Source organism: Paraburkholderia caffeinilytica, from assembly GCF_046030355.1.
GTDB classification, from domain to species: Bacteria; Pseudomonadota; Gammaproteobacteria; order Burkholderiales; family Burkholderiaceae; genus Paraburkholderia; species Paraburkholderia caffeinilytica_B.
The window spans coordinates 195,329-216,790 of the sequence record NZ_JAQQCQ010000008.1 but is presented as its reverse complement, the minus strand read 5'-3'; the positions used below and the strand labels follow the sequence as shown (position 1 = coordinate 216,790).

Annotated in this window: 17 protein-coding genes; 13 read left to right on the top strand and 4 right to left on the bottom strand. The window is 61.0% G+C overall.

Annotated features, from left to right (window positions below; translation table 11 throughout):
* Nucleotides 1–23: 23 nt before the first annotated feature.
* The 3 genes from PQQ95_RS15030 to PQQ95_RS15020 all read left to right on the top strand — a co-directional run bounded on the left by PQQ95_RS15030 (nt 24) and on the right by PQQ95_RS15020 (nt 3,989).
* Complete coding sequence (locus PQQ95_RS15030; RefSeq protein ID WP_408438173.1) at nt 24–1,433, top strand: MFS transporter; 1,410 nt, start codon at nt 24–26, stop codon at nt 1,431–1,433.
* Between the two features lie 397 nt (nt 1,434–1,830).
* Nucleotides 1,831–3,045, top strand: coding sequence for a cyanate transporter (locus PQQ95_RS15025; RefSeq protein WP_408438172.1), 1,215 nt, complete (start codon nt 1,831–1,833; stop codon nt 3,043–3,045).
* 173 nt (nt 3,046–3,218) lie between these two features.
* Nucleotides 3,219–3,989, top strand: a complete 771-nt coding sequence (locus tag PQQ95_RS15020) for an ABC transporter substrate-binding protein (protein WP_408438171.1) — start codon at nt 3,219–3,221, stop codon at nt 3,987–3,989.
* Nucleotides 3,990–4,427: 438 nt separating this feature from the next.
* On the opposite strand, the gene PQQ95_RS15015 is transcribed toward PQQ95_RS15020, so the two are convergent.
* Nucleotides 4,428–5,540, bottom strand: a complete 1,113-nt coding sequence (locus PQQ95_RS15015; RefSeq protein WP_408438170.1) for a porin — start codon at nt 5,538–5,540, stop codon at nt 4,428–4,430.
* Between the two features lie 378 nt (nt 5,541–5,918).
* Between PQQ95_RS15015 and PQQ95_RS15010 the strand changes: the two genes are divergently transcribed.
* Complete coding sequence (locus PQQ95_RS15010) at nt 5,919–6,800, top strand: LysR family transcriptional regulator (RefSeq protein WP_408438169.1); 882 nt, start codon at nt 5,919–5,921, stop codon at nt 6,798–6,800.
* 93 nt (nt 6,801–6,893) lie between these two features.
* Here the strand turns inward: PQQ95_RS15010 and PQQ95_RS15005 are convergent, their stop codons facing one another.
* A complete protein-coding gene (locus tag PQQ95_RS15005) occupies nt 6,894–8,300 on the bottom strand; it encodes a sodium:solute symporter family protein (protein ID WP_408438168.1) in 1,407 nt (468 codons plus the stop codon).
* Nucleotides 8,301–8,977: 677 nt separating this feature from the next.
* Between PQQ95_RS15005 and PQQ95_RS15000 the strand changes: the two genes are divergently transcribed.
* From PQQ95_RS15000 to PQQ95_RS14970, 7 genes are all read left to right on the top strand, one after another.
* Complete coding sequence (locus PQQ95_RS15000; RefSeq protein ID WP_408438167.1) at nt 8,978–9,199, top strand: hypothetical protein; 222 nt, start codon at nt 8,978–8,980, stop codon at nt 9,197–9,199.
* Between the two features lie 62 nt (nt 9,200–9,261).
* Nucleotides 9,262–10,839 carry an ABC transporter substrate-binding protein gene (locus PQQ95_RS14995; RefSeq protein WP_408438166.1) on the top strand — a complete coding sequence of 526 codons (1,578 nt, stop codon included), beginning with the start codon at nt 9,262–9,264 and terminating at the stop codon, nt 10,837–10,839.
* Nucleotides 10,840–10,978: 139 nt separating this feature from the next.
* Nucleotides 10,979–11,944: an ABC transporter permease gene (locus PQQ95_RS14990; protein ID WP_408438165.1), complete on the top strand. Its 966-nt coding sequence runs from the start codon at nt 10,979–10,981 to the stop codon at nt 11,942–11,944.
* The gene (locus PQQ95_RS14985) at nt 11,941–12,894 is read left to right on the top strand and encodes an ABC transporter permease (RefSeq protein ID WP_408438164.1); all 954 of its coding nucleotides are present in this window, start codon (nt 11,941–11,943) and stop codon (nt 12,892–12,894) included. The genes PQQ95_RS14990 and PQQ95_RS14985 overlap by 4 nt, the downstream gene beginning before the upstream one ends.
* A gap of 16 nt (nt 12,895–12,910) precedes the next feature.
* Nucleotides 12,911–13,900 (top strand): ABC transporter ATP-binding protein, encoded by a 990-nt coding sequence (locus PQQ95_RS14980; RefSeq protein WP_408438163.1) that lies wholly within the window; start codon nt 12,911–12,913, stop codon nt 13,898–13,900.
* On the top strand, nt 13,897–14,901 hold the full coding sequence (locus PQQ95_RS14975; protein ID WP_408438162.1) for an ABC transporter ATP-binding protein: 1,005 nt from the start codon (nt 13,897–13,899) through the stop codon (nt 14,899–14,901). The genes PQQ95_RS14980 and PQQ95_RS14975 overlap by 4 nt, the downstream gene beginning before the upstream one ends.
* A 136-nt stretch (nt 14,902–15,037) precedes the next feature.
* Nucleotides 15,038–16,507 (top strand): amidohydrolase family protein, encoded by a 1,470-nt coding sequence (locus PQQ95_RS14970; RefSeq protein ID WP_408438161.1) that lies wholly within the window; start codon nt 15,038–15,040, stop codon nt 16,505–16,507.
* 100 nt (nt 16,508–16,607) lie between these two features.
* Here the strand turns inward: PQQ95_RS14970 and PQQ95_RS14965 are convergent, their stop codons facing one another.
* Entirely contained in the window at nt 16,608–17,909 is a 1,302-nt protein-coding gene (locus tag PQQ95_RS14965) for a chloride channel protein (RefSeq protein ID WP_408438160.1), read from the bottom strand.
* Nucleotides 17,910–18,133: 224 nt separating this feature from the next.
* Nucleotides 18,134–18,508: an MAPEG family protein gene (locus tag PQQ95_RS14960; RefSeq protein ID WP_408438159.1), complete on the bottom strand. Its 375-nt coding sequence runs from the start codon at nt 18,506–18,508 to the stop codon at nt 18,134–18,136.
* 419 nt (nt 18,509–18,927) lie between these two features.
* On the opposite strand from PQQ95_RS14960, the gene PQQ95_RS14955 reads away from it, so the two are divergent.
* Together PQQ95_RS14955 and PQQ95_RS14950 are read left to right on the top strand one after the other, a co-directional pair.
* Nucleotides 18,928–20,148, top strand: coding sequence for an MFS transporter (locus PQQ95_RS14955; protein ID WP_408438158.1), 1,221 nt, complete (start codon nt 18,928–18,930; stop codon nt 20,146–20,148).
* A gap of 409 nt (nt 20,149–20,557) precedes the next feature.
* Entirely contained in the window at nt 20,558–21,424 is an 867-nt protein-coding gene (locus tag PQQ95_RS14950; RefSeq protein WP_408438157.1) for a TetR/AcrR family transcriptional regulator, read from the top strand.
* The last annotated feature ends 38 nt before the right edge of the window (nt 21,425–21,462 follow it).

The window sequence follows — 21,462 nt, the reverse complement described above, 5'->3', positions numbered from 1 at the left end:
GCACTCCCCCATCAGGAACCAATATGCTGGCAAAAGAAGGTTACGAAGCGCAAGCGTTGCTCGACCGTTTCGACCGGATTCCTTATTCCCGTTGGCATATAAAGGCCCGTGTCATTCTGGGAACAGCAACATTCTTCGACGCCTTCGATGCGCTGACTATTGCGTTCGTGCTGCCGGTGCTGATTGAAAGCTGGCAACTTCATCCTGGCCAGATTGGCCTTCTCATTTCCTCAGTTTTTATTGGTCAATTTTTTGGCGCTTTGCTGTTTGGCTGGCTGGCGGAAAAGATCGGTCGCATCCCGAGCGCCATTCTCGCAATCGCGATCATTTCGACAATGAGTCTGGTTTGCGCGTTTGCAACAAATTATGCGAGCCTGGTTACAGCGCGTGTAGTGCAAGGCATTGGACTTGGCGGGGAAATGCCGGTCGCGGCGGCTTATATCACCGAGATTTCTGGCAGAAAGGGGCGCGGCAGATTCTTTCTGCTCTATGAACTCGTCTTTCCGCTGGGCCTGCTTCTGGTTGGCGTGGTTTCCGCCATGGTTGTTCCAACCATTGGCTGGCGGGCGATGTTCCTTCTCGGTGCAGCGCCAGCGGTCCTGATCGCCTTCGTGATCAAAAGCCTGCCCGAATCCCCGCGCTGGCTGATTTCCAAGGGACGCCTCGCCCAGGCAGAGAGCGTAATCAGCACCGTCGAAGCAAGTGCTCGAAGAACGGACGTGACGTTAGACACGAACACAGTCATGCATTTTCCGCAATACACTTCGCCCCGCCCTGCTTCCGGCAATACCGCGTCAACGATATCGCTTTTTAGCCTGGTCTCCGGTCTATGGTCGACGTCGTACCGTCAACGATCAGTTATCCTCTGGATACTCTGGATTACGGCCTATGTGGTAAATCTAAGCCTGGTGACCTGGCTCCCGAGCCTCTATAAAACGATCCTCCATCTCAGCACCAGAGACTCCCTGCTCGCCGGACTAGTACCCAATGTTTTTCAGGTCGTTGCCATTCTTGCCTGTGCTTTACTCGTCGACCGCGTCGGTCGCTCAACATGGTTTCTTGGGGCATTTCTGGCTTCGGCAGGTCTACTGCTGATTTTGTCCATCTTCTCCCATCAGCTGCTCGCTTCGACATACGCGACAATTCTTCTTGCTTCGCTAACTTACGCGTTCACCGGAACAAACTGCATTTTGCTATACCTTTATACGACGGAGGTTTACCCAACACGCCTTCGAGCTTTTGGTGTAGGTGTCGCGACATGCTGGATGCGCGCAGGCGCTGCGATTTCTCCTTTGCTCATCGGTGCTTTGCTAGGCCGATTTGGCATCACAGCAGTTTTCGGCCTGTTTGCTGGACTGTGTATCGCTGGCGCCGCCGCCACATTTTGGGCCCCCGAAACAGGAAACGAAAAACTCGAGGATCTTTCCGCCTGAGCAAGTATTCCCTCGCACATTTGCTTTGCGTATGGGAAAGCATCGTAATGACGTTACCGATTCAGACAACCGTCCGCAGGCATGGAACTGAAGCGCCCTTGGATCTTCCGGAGGCTTCCATGGTTCTATCGCTGTAAACTGAACTACTTTGGTGGTCGGCCCAGAGACGAGCGGTCACCGGCGCACGTCAAGCTATCTCGCTCCACTTTCGCAACAAGACTTCGCAGCACAACGGAATCCGTTAGCGCCAAACCCATCGCATTCACCACTGGAGATCAGTTGGATATTTAATTTCCCACTGAAGGCGTAGACCCTTACCCTTTCGACAGGGCTGATGACCCGACCAGTTTTCAGCCTCCGAGGAGCATCCGAATGATTGATAAAAAGGGCGCGCGTTATGCCTGATATCAGCGCGGCAAGCGCAGGCCGCCCATCGCGCACGGTCGCAACCAGACGCGGCGCACTGGTCCTGCTGATGTTGATGGGCCTCAACCTGCGCCCCTTCCTGACCTCTGTCGGCCCCGTGCTGGATATCGTACGCAACGACATCGGCCTTGGCTTCCGGGCTGCCGCGATGCTGACCACCCTGCCCTTCGTCCTGATGGGCGTGGTCGCCGGCGTCGGGGTCGGACTGGCACGCCGTTTCGGTGAGAAAACCACCCTGACCGCCGCGCTGCTGTTGCTCGCCGCCGGCTGCGCGTCGCGCATATGGGCGAGCGATAGCGCAAGCCTGATCACCGGTGCCGGCATCGCCGGCGCCGGGGTCGCGGTAATCCAGGCGCTGATGCCGGGCCTCGCCAAACGCTGGTTTCCCGAGCGGGTGCCGCTCGCGATGGGACTTTACTCCGCGGCGCTGGTCGGCGGCGGCGCATTCGGCGCGGTGGCAAGCCCCTGGCTCGCCGCGCATGGCGGATGGCATCTCGCGCTCGCCTTGTGGGCTGTGCCGGCACTCGGCACGCTCGCGCTATGGCTCACGAGTGCACCGCACGGCGCAGCCCCGATTGGCGCGGCGCGGATTCCGCTCACGCGCTTCTTCGGCAATCTGCGAGCCTGGCAACTCGCCGCCTATTTTGGTCTCGCCAACAGCGGCTACTCGAGCCTGGTCGCGTGGCTGCCATCGTTTTACCGGCAAATCGGCATGAGTCCCCAGACGAGCGGCAATCTGCTCGCCGGCATGGCTGTGTTTCAGGCAACAGGCGCGCTCGCGATGCCGATGCTCGCGCGCCACGCTCAGGACCGGCGCTGCGCCTTGTGGCTGACCCTGACGCTTCAGGCTGCTGGCTTCGCCGGATTTGCGGTGCTGCCGGCGCTTGCGCCATGGTTGTGGGTGGCTTGCGCGGGCCTGGGTCTGGGCGGCTTCTTCTCGTTGAGCCTGATCGTGACCCTCGACCATCTGACCGACGCCCAGCGCGCCGGCGCGCTGGCTGCGTTCGTGCAAGGGGTGGGTTTCCTGATCGTCGCAACCGGCCCCTGGCTGGTCGGCTGGTTGCGTGACGCCGGCGGCAGCTTTGCCACCGCATGGTCGATGCACCTCGCCGTGATCGTGGCAATGGGAGCGCTGACCGCCGTGTTCTCGCCGGCCAGCTACCGGCGCAGCATGGAACGCGTGTAACGCGCACCCCGTGAAAGGAATCTGATCGGGCGCGAGCCGGACACGAATCTGACGTCGTGTCCGCCTCGCGCCCGATCGCAGGTTATGCAGCGGGGCCAGCTGCTGACTGGAATCACAAGAAGGCCACTGTACTCTAAAAAATAAGTAATGTTCATCATTTAACTGGAGACTTCATGAAGAAACTTGCAATTGCAGTCGCACTCGCCGTTGCGGCCAGTGCCGGGTATGCGAAGGACCTGACGACCATCCGCTTCGGCGTTGACCCCAGCTATGCACCGTTCGAATCTCTCGCGCCTGATGGCAAGCTGGTGGGTTTTGACATCGATCTCGGCAACGCGATCTGCGAAAGGCTGAAAGTCAAATGTGTCTGGGTCGAAAACTCGTTCGACGGGATGATTCCGGCACTGAAAGCGAGAAAATTCGACGGCATTCTCTCGTCGATGAGTGTCACGGATAAACGTGCGGAGCAGATCGCTTTCACCGACAAGATCGACAATGTGCCTCCGCGGCTAGTGGCCAAACGCGGCTCAAACCTCCTGCCGACCCCCGAATCGCTGAAGGGCAAGAGTGTCGGCGTGGAGCAAGGCTCGACCCAGGAGACCTACACCCGGGCCTACTGGGAACCGAAAGGCGTCATCATCCGCGCCTATCAGACCCAGGATCTGGTCTATCAGGATCTGCTCTCCGGCCGTCTGGATGCCGCGCTGCAATCATCGGTGCAGGCCGACCTGGGTTTCCTGAAGACAGCCAATGGCCGCGACTACGCGTTCGCCGGCCCCGCGCTGCATGATCCGAAGACGCTGGGTGTCGGCGCCGCCATCGGTGTGCGCAAGGAAGACAACGATCTGCGTCAGCAGATCAACAAAGCGCTGGCCGACCTGCTTCAGGACGGCACGTACCAGCAGATTTCCCGCAAGTACTTCTCGTTCGACGTTTATAACTAGCAGAGACGGGCGGATTGCCGACGAGGCAGTCCGCCTGCACGTGCGGGGCCGGCAAGCAGCACCCGCTGCTGCCTTTGTGCGGGACTTGCCGAAAGGCGGCCCGCTACACCAGTACTTCCTCTTGCCGCGGCGGGCAAACACGCCAATCCCAAGCGCGAATGCTACGAACAGGAGGATAACCATCAGCACCGCGTTCATGGTCGCCCCCCTGCCTGGCTGTCCGCGTTCATCACTTCGTCGCGGGTATCGAGACAAAGGATGAACGCGAAAACGACGGCCGTGGCCGCCGTCCAGATCAGGTTCCAACGCAGCAGGAATCGCATCCCTGACAGCATTGGCAAATGCTCCACTAGCGCGCCGCCGGAATACATACCAACAAACGGCGGCGCGGCGAGGAGCGCATCACATGAATCTTGCGCGAGTGACGTAAGTGCTCAATCAGAACTTATGGCGGATGCCGACAACCGACAGGACCTGCGTCGCTGTCGACGACGGCGCGGTATCGCTTTCGATCCATGCCTGGCCGATGCTCGACGAAGCCTTCTGATAGGTCACGTTCACGTAGAGGTCGGTCCGCTTGGACAGCAGATACTTCGCGCCCAGGGTCGTCTGGTTGAAGTGCCCCGACAGCTCCCCTTGCGTCACGTGCGTATACACCTGCGAAGCTGCAAGAACCACGAACGGCGTGACGTAATAGACCACGGTGCCTTCATAGTTATCGAAACGCAGCGACGACGCAGCCGGCACGTCGAATCGTGAGCCGGTGTACAGCAGTTCGAACTGCGCTGAGCCCAGTGTGTAGGTGCCACCCGCGCCCCAGATCTGCTGACGCGTCGCGCTGCCTAGCGGCGTGTCGAACATCGACTCGCTGCCGTAATAATTGTCGGACGCAACTGCGCCCACTGCGCTGCTGGCGGGATTGTTCATTCGTGTATAGGCAGCGCCCAGGCTGAACGGACCATTCGCATAGTTGAGACCGGCGCTCCAGCTGTTGTTCGACGCGAAACCGGTCGAATTCGAAAAGGCGTACAGCAAGCTGGCCTGCAGGCCGGCGAAGCTCGGCGATACATACTTTGCCGAGTTGTTAACACGGAACGTGTTGTTGATGTCGTCGTTGTCGTGCGGGTGAACAGAATAGTCGGTGAGTACGCCGCCGCCTTGCATGTAGCCGAGGATATCCTGGACGGGGTTGTACTGACGGCCGAACGTCACCGTACCAAACTTGTCGCTGCTCACGCCTACGTACGCCTGACGGCCGAACAGCCGGCCGCCTTGCCCGAGCTTGCCGTTGTCGATGTTGAACCCGTTTTCCAGCCGGAATATCGTCTTCAGTCCGCCACCCAGATCTTCGGTTCCCATCAGGCCAAAGCGCGGCGCCGATTCATTGCCGCTCGTCGCCTCCCAGTTCGAATGGCCTTGCTGGTTGTTCGTGTAGGTCACACCGGTATCGACGACGCCATACAGCGTGACGCTGGATTGCGCATGAGCCGTGCCGCCCAGCACGACGCCCATGCTTAGGCCTGCGAACGCCATTCCAATCTTGCTGTTCATTCGTCTTATCACTTATCTCTCTCCTCTTTGAAACGGGTTATTTCTGTGGTGATCGGGGATTTATTTCGTACTGCGACATGGCCATCTCACCCGTCTTCGCTTGAACCTGGTTCGACCCGGGCATCGAAGCGTGGAACTGAGACACCACTTCGTCAGTCACGGGATGTTATCCAGACCGCATCACATTCAAAAATGAAATGTTCAACTGATCGTCAGTTGTAAATCAAATAGTGACGAAGTACGCTTACGGTCTCCCCAGAGCACGCTCACGAACGTAAGCGAAGCGTAGGTTTGCAGTGAGTTCAGAGCGCGTGAGATTGCCGGGCAGGCCCATGCGTGGTACAAGTCGGCCAGCCCATTCGAACACCAGATAGTTCAATGACAAACAGTGCAAAAACCCGTAGACCGCTGTTCGATCTGGATCTGCTGAAAGCGATTGTCATGGTCGCCGATTGCGGCACCTTCACTGCGGCTTCTGCGCGGCTCCATTCGACCCAGTCAACCGTCAGCCAGAAAGTGCGGCGGCTGGAGGAGATGGCCGGACACAAGCTTCTCGATCGCGGAAGCCGCGACGTGCGTCCAACCGACGCCGGCGAGACATTGCTTGGATACGCGCGCCGGATGCTGGCGCTCAATGACGAAATGATCGAAGCACTGTCGGGGGCGACGGTGGGTTTGACGGTCCGATTGGGCGTACCTGAAGATTTCGTCGGCGGACCCACCACACATACGCTTGCGACGTTCAACCGCAAGCATCCACAGGTGAAGCTTGAAGTCACCAGTGGATTGAGCCGCGATCTGGCCAATAGCTACGATCACGGCGACCTCGACCTGATCCTTGTGAAGCAACGGCGCAACAGCCGTGAAGCGGTGGCGTGCTGGCCCGAGCAATTGAGGTGGATCGATAGCGCGAAGAACCCGTCGATCCAGCTCGAACCCATTCCGCTCGTCGCGTTCCCGCCACGTGGGTTATATCGCGACGATATGATCAATACGATTGAAGGACTCGGACGCCGCTGGCGGATCAGTTTCACCAGTTCGAGTCTGAGCGGTATTCAGGCTGCCGTTGCCGATGGCCTCGGCATCAGTCTTCTTCCTGCGCGCGCCGTCACGACAGAACACGTCGTATTGACGCCGAAAAGCGGCATGCCGCCCATCGAGACAATGGACATCGCACTCCTGCATCGGCCGACGGCTGATCCGGTCGTCAAGGACCTCGCGCGTGCGCTTGCCCGGATGCTCGGCGCGCCGCGGCGCTGACCGGCCCGGTCTGCGAAGAGGTCTCCCTGAACCGGGCCGATACCAGGGAGACCTGGCAGTCGCTAAGTCACCGCCGCGCAACTGCGCAGCGCACTACACTCGCCCGTGCGGTGTGTGCCGTGGCGCGTGCACGCCGGCGAGTTTCTCCGCACCGTTGACCAGCACCATCACGGCCACATTCGCTGTCAGGCAGAGCAGTCCCAGGTTGAAACCGCCCAGATCGACTTGCGTGGTATAGAGAACGATCGCCAGCACCTGACCCGTCAGGATGCCGAGTGCGACGGCCACCGCCCGAACCCTGAGCGACAACAGAATGATCAGAACACCTGGGAAAAACTGCGTCACGCCGTAAAGCGTGGTGTTCACGAGCGTCAGCATCAGATTCGGCGTGAGAAGCGTCATAACAATCGACACCAGCAGATAGACGGCGATCACGATTTTGGCTGCGTGTTTTTGCCGGCTCTCGGGCAAGTGCGGCAGCAGGTTACGCGTCACGATCGGGCCGATGGCGAGGCATAGTCCAGCCAGCACCAGGAGGCCCGACAACGACGCAGCGGCGGCCACCAGCCCGAGCAGCCAGTCCGGCAGGAGCCGCGTGGCGGCTGCGAAGAACGCCTCGTTGGGTGAGGCCAGATGCAGGTTCTGGCTCAGTGCGTAATAGGCAGCCAGCACCAGAAACGGATACATCAACATGTACAGCGGCATCACCATCTGTGTGCGCCGGATCGTGTCGCCGCTCTTCGCCGTGAAAAAAAACTGCACACCGACGGGCAGCATGTAAAAACCCAGCGACTGGAACAGGATGGTGCTCATCGAGAAGGTCAATTGCCGCGCGTTCATGGTATTGGCAACGTGCAGGCTCGCAACCTGCAGCACGTGCGCGACGCCTGCTTGCCGGACGACCGCCACGCCGGTAATCACAATAGCCACCACCATCAGAATGTCCTTGAGGATGGCAATGTAGGCCGAAGATCGCACCCCGGAAATCGCAACATAGGTAAACGCCAATAGCGCCGCAATGAGGATCAGGCAGATGGGCGGAAAATTCCAGCCGAGGCCCTTGAAGGCCGCCACGAGGCCGGTGAATTGCAATTCGCCCCAGGGCAGCAGGAAAAGGATCGCGGATGCCGCGACCACCAGTTCCAGCAAGCGGCTGCTGTAATAGCCTTTAAACAGGTCGGGCAGCGTGATCGCGTTGTAGCGCTTGCCGGCTGTCCAGATTTTCGGGCCGATGAAATAGCCCAAGGGATAGGCCAGCAGGATATACCCGAGAAACCAGACGCCATACGTCGGCCCCTTTGCATAAATGCCCCCCGGAAAGCCGACCATTGTGCCGATGCTGTAGATCTCGCCGGCGGTCAGAAAAAACACCAGGCACGTCCCGAACTGGCCCGAGGCGACAAAGAAATCGTGGACGTCCTGCTTGCGATGCCCTTTCTTCGAGCGCAGGGCGAGGTACAGCGAAAGAAGAATGAAACCGAGAAAAACCGCTGTGGCCATGTTGCGTCTCCTTAATACTAATGTCTCCGTCCTTGGGGCAACGCTTTGAGGTTCGTATTGGAATGCGTCGATGATTCAATATGCGCGCGCCAATCTGAGCGCGGTTAGTACCAGTTGTCGCGTGTCGATGAGTCCACTCGTTCCGCAGCGCTGTTCACTGGAACGAAAACGTGGCCCGCAAAAGGACTGAATCGCCAAGGCTCGACACTCAAGCCGGCTCCGGGACGATAAGGACTTCGGCCGCACGAGCCTTGAACGGCGCGGGGCTCCGGGCGAATATCCAGCATGACCGTATGGTCAGGTTAGCTGCATAAAATCCAGCACAGTAACGGTGTGTCCGACATGGTCATTAAGAATACAACTGCCGACCATTCAAATATTTAACATCCGGACTTGCCGGGATGGATCTAGTCTGTTGGCGTCAGAAGAAAACCCTCGCCGCGACATGAAGTCCAGACGCGCCGGGCGGGCCGATCGTCAATATCGGCGCGGCAATGCAGGGGACCGATGCGTTGACTCCGACAAGGCACATGGCCAATACATTCTCCAATTGCCACGAGTCCGTAGAGACACACCGTTCAGCACGTTGTTAGTAACCCAGGCAATTACGCTAGTGTCATTGTCAACAATCCGGTGCTATCTTGCGTTGCATTGCGAACACGGCCATCAGGAACACGATGAGTAATCCTAATGTTGAACCCTGTGACAACCACAACACAGCGTCTGATGAAGGCGCCCACGACACCAGCCACATCAGCGGAAAAGCGCGGAGCCAGCAGCGCGCGGCCGACCATCGTCTGATCGGGCGCATCCCCAACCGCGGCGCCTTCGTTGCCCGCCCCGGCGTCGAAATCGCGCGCGGTGCGTATGGGTTGCGCCGCGCATCGTCCGCAGCCTGACGGGCTGCAATTGCCGGGACTGACTAGTTTCCCGACCTGTTCTTTCGTAGAAGGAGTGCCCAATGAAAAAGCGACTGATGGCGCTAGGCGTCGCGCTGTCCCTGAGTTTCTGCTCCGCCGGCCTGCTGGCCAAAACCTTCACCTGGACCGCGTCGGCCGACGCGCTGTCCATGGATCCGTACTCGACGAACCAGACGTTTACCAACGCCTTCATGAATAACATCTATGAAGGCCTGGTTCGCTTCAACGACAAGCTCCAGATCGAGCCGGCCCTGGCCGAATCCTGGAGCACGGTATCTCCGACGGTGTGGCGTTTCAAGCTGCGCCATAACGTGAAGTTCCACAACGGCGAAGCCATGACGGCCGACGACGTGGTGTTCAGCTGGAAGCGCATGCTGACGCCTGGTTCGATCGCCAGGCTGAATCTCGGCGACGTCAAAGATGTTCGCAAGGTCGACGCCTACACCGTGGATGTCGAGACCCGGGCGCCCTTCCCGCTGCTGCTCAACGAGTTGCTGAACCTGCTTGTCATGAGCAGGTCCTGGAGCGAGGCGAACCACGCCACGGAAGCCAGCGACCTTCAGCAAAACAAAGAAAACTACGCCAACCGCAACACCGACGGCACCGGCCCCTTCATGCTCAAGTCGCGCGAAGTCGACGTCAAGACCGTACTCGTGGCCAACCCTGATTGGTGGGACAAGCCGAAGCACAACCTGACCGAGGTCGTTTTCACGCCGATCCAGGCTGACGCCACCCGCACCTCGGCGCTGTTGTCCGGCGCGCTGGATGCCACCGTCAACGTTCCGCTGCAGGACGTGCAGCGCATCAACAACTCAGGCTCCTTCACCGTGGTCCAGGGTCCCGAATTGCGCACCATGTTTCTCGGCATGGACCAGTTCCGCGACCAGTTGCTCTATTCCGACGTGAAGGGCAAGAACCCGTTCAAGGACCTGCGCGTGCGCAAGGCAATGTACCAGGCCATCGATGTCGAAGCGATCAAGCGCTCGGTGATGCGCGGCGTGTCCTGGCCAGCCGGCATGATCCTTTCGCCCCAGTTGAACGGCGCGCCGAAGAACCTGAACACCCGGCTGCTGCCCTTTGACGTCGCGGCGTCGAAGAAACTGCTGGCCGAAGCCGGCTACCCCGACGGCTTCACCGTCGGCATGCAGTGCCCGAACAATCGCTTTGTATATGACGAGCAGATCTGCCTGGCAATCATCTCGATGCTGGCCCGCGTGGGCATCAAGATCACGCCGCAGTTCGAGCCCGGCGCCAAATGGCTCGTACGCATGAACACCATGGATGTGTCGCTCTACCTGATGGGTCATGCCGGCTTGCCGATGGCTGACGCCTACGCCGAGTTGTTCGACACGGTCGCCACCCGCTCCGCTACCCAAGGCGGCCTCAACGCCGGCCGCTATTCCAATCCCGCTTTCGACGCCCTGTTGCCCAAGATCGCCTCCGAACTCGACCCCGCGAGGCGCAATGCACTGATCGCCGAAGCCGTCGCCATCGAGCGCAACGATGTCGCCTACATCCCGCTGCACCAGCAGCCCATCACCTGGGCCTCCCGCAAGGGCGTCGAACTCCGGCAAGGGCCTGACAACCAGATGCGCCTCTGGCTGGTCACTGTGCCTTAAGCCGGCGCACCGGCCCGGCTCCACGCGGGGCCGGTATTGCCCGACAAACCAACCCCACTACCGGGCGCGTAGACATATCGTCGAACGATGTGCGGCGCCCCACCCCCCAATGTTCCGGGTTTTGCCGAGGGTAGCTTCGATGCTCCGTTTCCTGTCAATCCGTCTCTGGAACGCCTTGCTGGTGATGATCGGCGTGTCCTTCATCTCTTTCCTGCTTTTCAACTACATTGGCGACCCGGTCAATAACCTGCTGGGCGACACCGCCACGATCGCGCAAAAAGCAGCGCTGCGTGCGTCGCTCGGACTGGACCAGCCGCTCGTCGTCCGTTTCGTCAAGTATCTCAGTCTGGCCGCGCGTGGTGAGTTCGGCGTCTCCTATCGCAATCTGGAGCCCGTGGGACAGTTGTTATTGACGCGCCTCCCAGCCACGCTGGAACTCAGCGTTTGCGCCGCCATTCTGGCATTGGGCATCGGCATCCCAATGGGCGTCTATGCCGGCATCCGGCGCAATTCCTGGCTTGCACAGATCATGCAAGTGGTTTCATTGGTCGGGATCTCAATGCCGTCTTTCCTGACCGGCATCATTCTGATCCTGATCTTCTCGGTAGAACTCAACTGGCTGCCCGCGTTCGGCCGCGGCGAGGTAGTGCGCATCGGCCACTGGACCACGGGACTGCTGACGATCAGCGGCTGGAAGTCGCTGATCATGCCGTCGATCACGCTGGCGCTGTTTCAGCTCACGCTGTTCATGCGCCTCGTGCGCGCCGAGATGATGGAAGTGCTGCGCACGGATTACATCAAGTTTGCCCGCGCCCGCGGCATTGCAGACCGCTCCATCCACTTCCGTCATGCGCTGAAGAACACACTGATTCCGGTAATCACCGTAGCCGGCCTGCAACTCGGTTCGCTGATCGCGTTCTCGATCATCACCGAGACCGTCTTCCAGTGGCCAGGCATCGGACTGCTGATTATTCAGGCGATCACTTTCAGCGATATCCCGGTCATCGCCGCCTACCTGATGCTGATCGCACTGCTCTTCGTGATCATCAATGCCGTCGTCGACCTGCTGTATTTCCAGGTCGATCCTCGAGTGAGGCTCTCATGAATACCACGACTTTGAAAAACGCCGCGGGCACGCAGGCGCCGTCGGCCTGGCGCCGCTTCGCCGACAGCGATTTCGTCTACAGCTTCAGGCGCACACCCACGGCGGTAATCTCGGCGGTGATGCTCCTCCTGTTCGTGCTGGTGGCCGTGCTGGCCCCCTGGATTGCACCGCAAAACCCGTTCGATCCAGCGGCGCTCGACCTGCTCAACGCGCGTCTGCCGCCCGCCTGGCTCGAGGGCGGTCAGACGAAGTTTTTTCTAGGCACCGATGACCAGGGCCGCGACCTTCTGTCGATACTGCTGAACGGTCTGCGCATTTCGCTGGTGGTGAGCGTTTGTGCCACGCTGTTCTCGCTCGTGATCGGCGTGACGCTCGGCCTCATCAGCGGTTACGCCGGCGGCCGCATCGACAACCTGATCATGCGGGTGGCCGACATCCAGTTGAGCTTCCCGACCATCCTGGTGGCGCTTCTGATCGACGGACTGTCACGCGCGCTGCTGCCGCCCGCGCTGCACGAGCAACTGGCCCTCGTGGTCGTGATCTTCGCCATCGGCATCTCCACCTGGGTGCAATACGCGCGTACGGTACGCGGCGCCACGCTGGTGGAAAGATCCAAGGACTATGTCCATGCCGCGAGGCTGATCGGCATGGGACCGCTACGCATCCTGTTTCGCCATGTCCTGCCTAATGTCCTGGGTCCGGTGCTGGTGATTGCCACGCTGTCACTGGGCATGGCCATCCTGACCGAAGCGACGTTGAGCTTTCTGGGACTCGGCGTGCCGCCGACTTCCCCCTCGCTGGGCACGCTGATCCGCATCGGCAATGAAGTGCTGTTCTCGGGCGAATGGTGGGTCACGGTGATGCCGAGTGTGTGCCTGGTGTTGCTGGCGCTGGCGATCAACCTGCTCGGCGACTGGCTGCGTGATGTCTTCAACCCCAAACTCAAGTGAGCCGAGCGAGCACGCCATGACATCCAATGCCTCCCCCGTGCTAACCGTCCAGGGCCTGCGTGTCGAGATCCCGACACGCCACGGTACGCTGCTTGCACTCGACGACGTTTCCTTTTCCATCTCAGCCGGCGAAACGCTCGGCTTTGTCGGCGAGTCGGGCGCCGGCAAATCGCTGACCGGCATGGCCATCCTCGGCCTGCTAGAACCGCCCGGCCGCGTCGCCAGCGGCGAAATCCGCCTGGGCGATCGCCGTATCGACCAGTTGCCGCAGCGCGATATGCGGCACGTGCGAGGCAAGCAGATCGGTGCGGTCTTTCAAGATCCGTTGATGAGCCTGAACCCGCTGCTGCGAATCGGCGACCAGCTGGTCGAAACCATTCGCACGCACTTGCGGGTGTCACGCGAAGATGCCGTGCAGCGCGCACTGTCGCTGATGCGCGAGGTCGGCATCCCCGCGCCAGAAGCCCGTTTCAATGCGTACCCGCACCAGTTCTCGGGTGGCATGCGGCAGCGCATCGTGATCGCGCTGGGCCTGTGCGCCGAGCCGCGCCTCGTCGTCGCCGACGAGCCGACCACGGCTCTCGACGTGTCCATCCAGGCCCAGGTGCTGCAGTTGCTGCGCAAACTGTGCCGCGAGAACGGCACATCCATGCTGCTGGTCACGCACGACATGGGCGTGATCGCCGAAACAGCGGACCGCGTGGCGGTGATGTACGCCGGCCGCATCGTCGAGATCGGCCCGGTCGAGGACGTGATCCGCGCGCCAATGCACCCTTACACACGCGGCCTGATGGGCGCCATCCCCTCGCTCGACCGCGTAACCGGCCCGCTGGCCCAGATCGATGGCGCCATGCCGCGGCTGAATGCGCGCCCGCCCGGCTGTGCCTTCAATCCGCGCTGCAGCAGCGCCACGGATCAATGCCGCGCCGAGATTCCCCGCCTGAAAACGTACCGGCACAGACAGGTCGCCTGCTGGGTTGCAACAGTCGAACAGGAAACCGCATGAACGCCCCGTATCAACCCATCGCCGTAGCCGAGGTCAGCTTCGCGGCACAAGACGTCACGCGCCACTTCCCCGTCAGCGGCGGCTTGCTGCGCGGTGCGCTGGGCCCGGGCGATTCGGTGAAAGCCGTCGATGGCGTGAGCTTCGCCATTCGTCGCGGCGAAACCTTCAGCCTGGTCGGCGAATCGGGCTGCGGCAAGTCCACGCTGGCGCGGCTGGTAGCCGGGCTGGACAAGCCAAGTTCGGGCAGCCTCCGTTTCGCCGATGCGGACCAGCATGGGCACCGCATCCAGATGGTCTTCCAGGACCCGTATGCGTCGCTCAACCCGCGCTATCGCATCGGCACCGCGATTGCCGAACCGATCCGCTTCCAGAAGCTGCTGCCGGAAGCCGAAGTCATGCCGCGAGTGCACGAACTGCTGCAACAGGTCGGGCTGGCGCCGGCCGACACCATGAAATTCCCGCATGAGTTTTCAGGGGGACAGCGCCAGCGCGTGTCGATCGCGCGAGCTTTGGCCGGCAACCCGACCTTCCTCGTGTGCGACGAACCCACCTCCGCACTCGACGTGTCGGTGCAGGCGCAGATCCTGAACCTGCTGCGCCGCCTGCAGGCGCAACTCGGCCTGACCTGCCTTTTCATCAGCCACAACCTCTCGGTCATCAACTACGTGTCGGACGGCGTCGGTGTGATGTACCTGGGCCGGCTCGTCGAGATCGCACCAACACGTCTGCTGTTCGAAGCATCCAAGCATCCATACACGCGCTTGCTGCTTGCGGCCCAGCCGCGGCTGGACACGCGCGGCCGCGACGTGCCGCCCATCACCGGCGAAATCCCCAACCCGTTGAACCCACCGTCCGGCTGCACTTTTCACCCGCGCTGCCCGCACGCGAACGGGCGTTGCCAGAGCGAGAAGCCGGAACTGGCCGCGCAACCCGACGGCTCGCAGGTTGCCTGCCATGCGGTGCAGGAGCGTCGTATCCCGGTGCAGTTTCATACACCCTGAAAATTTCCGGCCATGTCCAGTACCCAGCCCCCTTTCACCATCGACCCGCTGATCGAACATGGCATCGTGATCAGCCACGGCGGGATCGTTGCGCGCGACGACGTGTTCGTCGGCGCCTAACCGGGAGAACAATCCAATGCGAACCTTGCTGAAGGCGTCCTGCGTCATCGGTTTCGACGGCCGGTCTCATGTGTTGTGGCGAGATGGCGAAGTGGTCTTTTCCGGCGACCGCATCGAATTCGTCGGACGCGGCTTCCCCGGCCCCGTGGACCGCACCGTCGATTACGGCCAGGCCGTGATCAGTCCTGGCCTGATCGACCTGGACGCGCTGGGCGACATCGATTCCGGGGTCCTGACGGTGGACAACGGCAGCAAGCTGGACAACGGCCGCCTATGGTCCGCGGACTACCTCCGCCGCGGTCCTAAGGATGCCTACACGCCGGAAGAAGAACAGTTTAAGTACCGCTTTGCGTTCACTCATCTCATCCGCAACGGCATTACCACGGCATTGCCCATCACCTCGATGTACTACCGCGCGTGGGCCGAACGCTATGACGAATTCGCCGGCGTGTCGGCCCTCGCGGGCGAACTGGGCCTGCGGGTCTACCTCGGGCCCTGCTACATGAGCGGCACGACCTATGTCCGCGCCGATCGCTCGCTCGGCCAGTGGTGGGACGAAGCCCGCGGACTGGCGGGATTCGACGATGCCCTGCGATTTTTCAGGGACTTCGATGGCGCCCAAGGGGGCCTGGTGCGCGGCATGTTCGCGCCTGACCGGATCGAAACCTGTACGCCCGAACTGCTGGCGCGCACCGCGGCGGCCAGTGCCGAACTGGACGCACCGGTACGGCTGCACTGCTGTCAGTCGGCTTATGAATTCGAGACCGTCAGGCAGTTGCGGCAACACACGCCGCTAGGCTGGCTGGAGTCGCTGGGATTACTGACGCCTCGTGCGATCCTGCCGCACGGCATCTACCTCAGCGGCCATCCGGCGGTATCTGTGCAGGGTGCGGAGGACTGGGAGCGGCTGACGGCGTCGGGCGCCACCATCGTGCACTGCCCTGCGGTATTCGCACGCAACGGCGAGGCGCTCGATTCCTTCGGCAAGTACCATGCGGCCGGCATCAACCTGGGCCTGGGGACCGACACCTGGCCGCCGGACCTGCTGCACAACATGCAACTAGGCCTGTACCTTGCGAGGCTGATGGGCAAGAGTGCCACGGGCGTCACCATGGCCGATCTGTTCAATGCCGCGACCCTGGGCGGAGCGCGAGCCTTGGGCCGCGATGACCTGGGCCGGCTGGCGCCGGACGCGCAAGCCGACATCGTGGTATTCGACCTGAAGGCACCGCACCTCGGCCCGATTTTTGATCCGCTCAAGAATCTGTTTCTCGCCGGGCGCGGCACCGACTGCCGCGCCAGCTACATCGCCGGACGCTGCGTGATGGAAGACTTCACGGTGGCCGGTACTAACATGTCCGCGTTGCAGGCCCAGGCCGACCGGCAGTTCGACAAGCTGCTGGCCAACCAGCGGCAGCGGCGGTTTGATGATGCGGCACAGCAGCCACTGGTCATTCCGGTATTTCCTTGGGCTGACGACGTCTAAGGCGCGGCGGCTTTGCAGGCTGGCGTGAAGCGATTCATAGCGGCCTGCAGAGCCAGGAGACGCAAGAAAGCCTATCGCGCTTTGCCCGCCCAACCCCAATTCAAACCGGAACCAAACTGCATCGCCGGCACCCACTTCGCGCACGCCTGAAACCCAACGCGGCGCCCCCGACGGCGAACAACACCGGAATCAGAAAGTCGTGACTCACTCGAGTAAATTCAAAGACGAGAACCACCGCGGTAATCGGCATCTGCATCGAAGCAGCCAGAAACGCCGTCGCGCCGACCACGGCGAAAGCGCCTGACGAAGCCCCCGGCCAGAACACGCTCCAGGCCCCGCCGAGCACGATCGCCAGCAAGGCGCCATTAGCGAGCCCCGGCGTCAGCAGACCACCTTCAGCACCCGCACGCAAACTACTCGCGACAATCACCACTTTCAGCACCAGCAGCATCGCAGCGAGACTCATCGTCAAGCCGCCATCGAACGCCAGTCCCGCAGGTCCTTTGCCATTGCCGGGCAACTGCGGAAAATGCATCGCCAGCACGCCGATGATCGCGAAGTTCAACAGCGACAACACCGGCAAACGCCAATCCCTGGGTGCATCCGCACGCGCGCGTTTCGTCAGCGCAGTAAAGCCCCATGCCGCAGCGCCGAAAATCGGCCCGGACACCACAGACCACACCACCAACGATGGGCTCACCGTCAATGACGGCACCAAGTACTGATGCTCGTTGCCCAACCCGAATTGCGCGACCAGCGCCGCCACCGCGGACGTCATCACGGCAGGCACCCATGCTTTCCAGCCAAACGTTCCCAGCAGAACTTCGAGCACGAACACCGCGCCGCCAAGCGGCACGTTGTAGACGGCGGCCAGACCCGCGCCGGCGCCGCATGCGACCATGATCCGGCTCTGTTCGACCGATAAGCCCGCGCGGTGCGACAGCCACCCGGCCAGCATCGAGCCGATCTCGCGTGGTGCGACTTCGCGCCCGAGCGGCGAGCCCAGCGCTACCGTCACAATCTGGAGCAACGCATGCACGAGGGTGCTCAGCACGGGCATACGCGGATCGTCGGACTTGACGGCCTGGCGAATGCTGACAAGCGGTCGTCCGAAGCGATATAGCAACCACCAGCCGAGTCCCGCCACCAGTCCGCACAGCGTCAGGACTAATACGCGGCGCTCAGGCGCGGCATGGGTGACGCCTTGCAGAAAACTCTCGCTGCTGATCACGTGCGTCACGCTGTAGCTGTAGGCGAGGTGTTGAATGGTATGCAGCAGCAAGGCGAGCAACATGCCGCCGAGACCGGCGCCGATACCCGTCAACAACGTGACGACGGCCAGTGCCGCAAGTGGGTGGCGCGCGCGGCGCCGCGACTCCGAAGTGATTGATTTGACTGACATGATGCGTCGACAGAGGCGAAATTAATGGGATAGCAGTCATCCTATTCCGCAGCGCAACATGCGTCCAATTGATTTTTCTTTAAGACTCATGCGCTATACGCATATATTGAACACACCCGCCTCCTTCCACGGAAACGTGAGCGCTTGAGCCCAGTTTGAACCCATCCGGATCGAGGGCGCCGACGGGCCTGCATCCATCGGTCTCACCCTACGCTTCGTCTTACTCAGCTCACCGATACGAAAAACATCGCCACCACGCAAGCGACGCCGACAAACCACACCAACGAGCGCAACGGCGCCAGATTCGCCACATACAAGATGCCGTGCAACACGCGCGTAACGACAAAAGTAATCGCCAGCCAGTTGATCCACGGGTTCGAACCGCCCGCCTGCCCCGCGACGACGATCGCAGCGGTGAACATCGCCAGCGCTTCCCACGCGTTCTGGTGTGCGGCGTAAGCACGCGCGCGCCAGCCTTCGAGGCTCGCGAGATAAGCACGCGGCACGCCATTGTCATAGCGCTTGCTGACCTTCGCCAGCATGATCCACGGAAACGGCAACACCACCACGATGAGCAGGCATAAATGCGGAATCGTCATTCGTCAGTCTCCTTATATGCGCGGCGCGAATGCCGCGAGCCGCTGTTATACCCGCGTGCATCCGCTGTCGCCAACCTGAATCCCACGAGTGCCGCCTCTACAGACAGACACCTGACCCTCGACATGCGACAGTCAGATTGACCGGTTTATCCGCTTCGCCAACATAAAAAATACATTACAAACAACAAACAACGGATCAGACGCAATTAATACAATAATTACATTTAGCCGACATTAACCATGCATTGAGATTCGCACTGGAATTCGCTCCAGGGATTAATACGGATAAACGCGGCTTCAACCATGCAAGCGTTTAACGCTCGGCGTACACTCGCTCGGAGCCCACACCACAGGCCGCACGGGGCTGCAGAGCCGCCCGTCGTCAAACACGGGTTATTGGAGACTCAGGAGAACAATCAATGAGCTGGACACGGGAACAGAGAAACGTCACGATCGCCGCCTATCTGGGCTGGACCCTGGACGCATTCGATTTCTTTCTAATGGTGTTCGTATTGAAAGATATCGCGGCGGAATTCAATACAAAAATCCCCGCGGTTGCCTTCGGCATTATGCTGACCCTGATGATGCGCCCGGTCGGCGCGTTGATTTTCGGCTGGCTTGCCGACAAATACGGCCGCCGCCCGACGTTGATGGTCAACATTGCGTGCTTCTCGCTGCTGGAATTGCTGTCCGGCTTTTCGCCTAACCTGACCACCCTGCTCGTGCTGCGCGCGCTGTTCGGTATCGCGATGGGCGGCGAATGGGGCGTGGGCGGCGCACTGACAATGGAAACCGTGCCGCCGAAATCGCGCGGCATCGTCTCGGGTCTTCTGCAAGCCGGCTACCCGAGCGGCTACCTGCTCGCCTCGGTCGTGTTCGGCGTCTTCTATCAATACATCGGCTGGCGCGGCATGTTCTTCGTCGGTGTGCTGCCGGCGCTGCTCGTGCTGTATGTGCGTGCGCATGTGCCGGAGTCGCCGGCCTTCAAGACGCTCGAGAAGAAAACGCGTCCGGGTCTCGTTGCCACGCTTAAGCAGAACGTCGGGTTGTCGCTCTACGCGATCATCTTGATGACCGCGTTCAACTTCTTCTCGCACGGCTCGCAGGATCTGTATCCGACCTTCCTGCGCGTGCAGCATGGGTTCGACGCGCATACGGTGTCGTTGATCACGATCACACTGAACATCGGCGCGATCTGCGGTGGTCTGTTCTTCGGCTGGTTCTCGGAGAAGATCGGCCGCAAGCGCGCGATCTTCATCGCCGCCTTGATCGCGTTGCCGGTGTTGCCGCTGTGGGCTTTCTCCACGACGCCCGTGCTGCTCGCGGTCGGCGCCTTTCTGATGCAGATCTCCGTACAGGGCGCTTGGGGCGTGATTCCAGTGCACCTGAACGAGATCTCGCCCGATGAAATCCGCGCGACATTTCCGGGCCTCGTGTATCAACTCGGCAATCTGATCGCGTCGGTGAACGGCCCGCTGCAGGCGAGCGCCGCCGAAGCACACGGCAACAACTACGCCTTGATCATGGCCATCGTGATCGGCATCGTCGCGGTGGTGATCGCCGCGTTGATTCCGTTCAGCCGCGAGCGCCGCGGCATCGACATGACGCAGTCGGCCAAACAGGTCGCGGCACAGCTTTAAGCGTTCGAACTAAACAGCTATTTCGCCGGCGCGTTATCGGGCACAATAGCTGCAAAGGCGGCTCGAACCGCCAGAAAGCCGCATAAGCAGCCATACTGGCGCCAGCCAAACGCAAAGCAGGATGCGCGCAAAGCTGGCGGCAAAAAAGCAGACGCAAGGCCAAATACAGGTAGCAAGCAATACGAGGCCGTTCCGATTTCGATCGGAACGGCCTTTTTTTTCGCGCGGTTTGACGCGCCCGCGCGCTTTGGAAAGACGGACCTTCGTCAGGTCTTCTAGAGGAGTTAGTCGACAAAGAACCCTTGATCGCAGTCCTCGTCCTTCTTTATCCTGAAAAAAACGGCTGTTTCAAATAAACATTTGAATCGCTTGTTTGCGGGCCGGATGCCCGGCAACTGGGAGACGCAACATGGCAGTTCGCACAACAGGCCGGCATGCCGGCGACACGAAGTCCCGCATCCTCGACGCCGCCGAAACGCTTTTCATCGAATGCGGCTATGAGGCCATGTCCCTGCGCCAGATTACTTCGCGGGCCGAAGTGAATCTCGCGGCAGTCAACTATCACTTCGGCAGCAAGGAATCGCTGATTCACTCGATGCTGTCGCGCCGGCTCGACCGGCTCAACCAGGAACGGCTCAAGCTGCTCGACCGCTTCGACGCCATGCTCGGCGAGCGCCTGACCTGCGAGCACGTGCTCGGCGCCATGTTCATTCCCGCGCTGCGGCTGTCGCGCGATCCGCGCGTCGGCGGCAAGGCGTTTTTGCGCCTGCTGGGGCGCGCCTATACCGACCCGTCGTCGTTCATTCGCGACTTTCTGAATGCGCATTACGAGTCCGTGGCGATCCGTTTCTTCGATGCGTTCCAGCGTGCACTGCCGCATCTGCCGCGTGAAGAGCTCGGCTGGCGTCTGCACTTCGCAATCGGCGCGCTGTCCGGGGTGCTGGCCGGCACCGATACCGACAGCCTGATTTCGGAGTTCTCGCAGGGCAAGTCGATGAATGATCTGCAACTGATCGCGCGTCTTGCTTCGCTGATGGTGGCCGCGCTGAAAGCGCCCCTGCCCGACGGCACGCAACTGGCCACGTTCGCCGCCGTGCTGGGCGACGCCACCGATGGCAATCCGGAAGGCCAGACAGAAGGCACGAACCCTGCTGCGGGCACGCTACAGGCGTCGGGCGGATTGGAACCGTCCTCGCCCGCAGTCTCGGAGGGCGACCTCCGCGGCGGCAACGTGGAGGCGAGTTCGTTTCTGCCCGCGTTGCACGGCACGGCTTGAAACGAATGGCGCGGACGGTGCTGCCACCAACCGTCCGC

Coding starts and splice junctions, on each gene's coding strand:
- PQQ95_RS15030 (WP_408438173.1), top strand. CDS start 24: ATGCTGGCAAAAGAAGGTTACGAAGCGCAAGCGTTGCTCGACCGTTTC.
- PQQ95_RS15025 (WP_408438172.1), top strand. CDS start 1,831: ATGCCTGATATCAGCGCGGCAAGCGCAGGCCGCCCATCGCGCACGGTC.
- PQQ95_RS15020 (WP_408438171.1), top strand. CDS start 3,219: ATGAAGAAACTTGCAATTGCAGTCGCACTCGCCGTTGCGGCCAGTGCC.
- PQQ95_RS15015 (WP_408438170.1), bottom strand. CDS start 5,540: ATGAACAGCAAGATTGGAATGGCGTTCGCAGGCCTAAGCATGGGCGTC.
- PQQ95_RS15010 (WP_408438169.1), top strand. CDS start 5,919: ATGACAAACAGTGCAAAAACCCGTAGACCGCTGTTCGATCTGGATCTG.
- PQQ95_RS15005 (WP_408438168.1), bottom strand. CDS start 8,300: ATGGCCACAGCGGTTTTTCTCGGTTTCATTCTTCTTTCGCTGTACCTC.
- PQQ95_RS15000 (WP_408438167.1), top strand. CDS start 8,978: ATGAGTAATCCTAATGTTGAACCCTGTGACAACCACAACACAGCGTCT.
- PQQ95_RS14995 (WP_408438166.1), top strand. CDS start 9,262: ATGAAAAAGCGACTGATGGCGCTAGGCGTCGCGCTGTCCCTGAGTTTC.
- PQQ95_RS14990 (WP_408438165.1), top strand. CDS start 10,979: ATGCTCCGTTTCCTGTCAATCCGTCTCTGGAACGCCTTGCTGGTGATG.
- PQQ95_RS14985 (WP_408438164.1), top strand. CDS start 11,941: ATGAATACCACGACTTTGAAAAACGCCGCGGGCACGCAGGCGCCGTCG.
- PQQ95_RS14980 (WP_408438163.1), top strand. CDS start 12,911: ATGACATCCAATGCCTCCCCCGTGCTAACCGTCCAGGGCCTGCGTGTC.
- PQQ95_RS14975 (WP_408438162.1), top strand. CDS start 13,897: ATGAACGCCCCGTATCAACCCATCGCCGTAGCCGAGGTCAGCTTCGCG.
- PQQ95_RS14970 (WP_408438161.1), top strand. CDS start 15,038: ATGCGAACCTTGCTGAAGGCGTCCTGCGTCATCGGTTTCGACGGCCGG.
- PQQ95_RS14965 (WP_408438160.1), bottom strand. CDS start 17,909: ATGTCAGTCAAATCAATCACTTCGGAGTCGCGGCGCCGCGCGCGCCAC.
- PQQ95_RS14960 (WP_408438159.1), bottom strand. CDS start 18,508: ATGACGATTCCGCATTTATGCCTGCTCATCGTGGTGGTGTTGCCGTTT.
- PQQ95_RS14955 (WP_408438158.1), top strand. CDS start 18,928: ATGAGCTGGACACGGGAACAGAGAAACGTCACGATCGCCGCCTATCTG.
- PQQ95_RS14950 (WP_408438157.1), top strand. CDS start 20,558: ATGGCAGTTCGCACAACAGGCCGGCATGCCGGCGACACGAAGTCCCGC.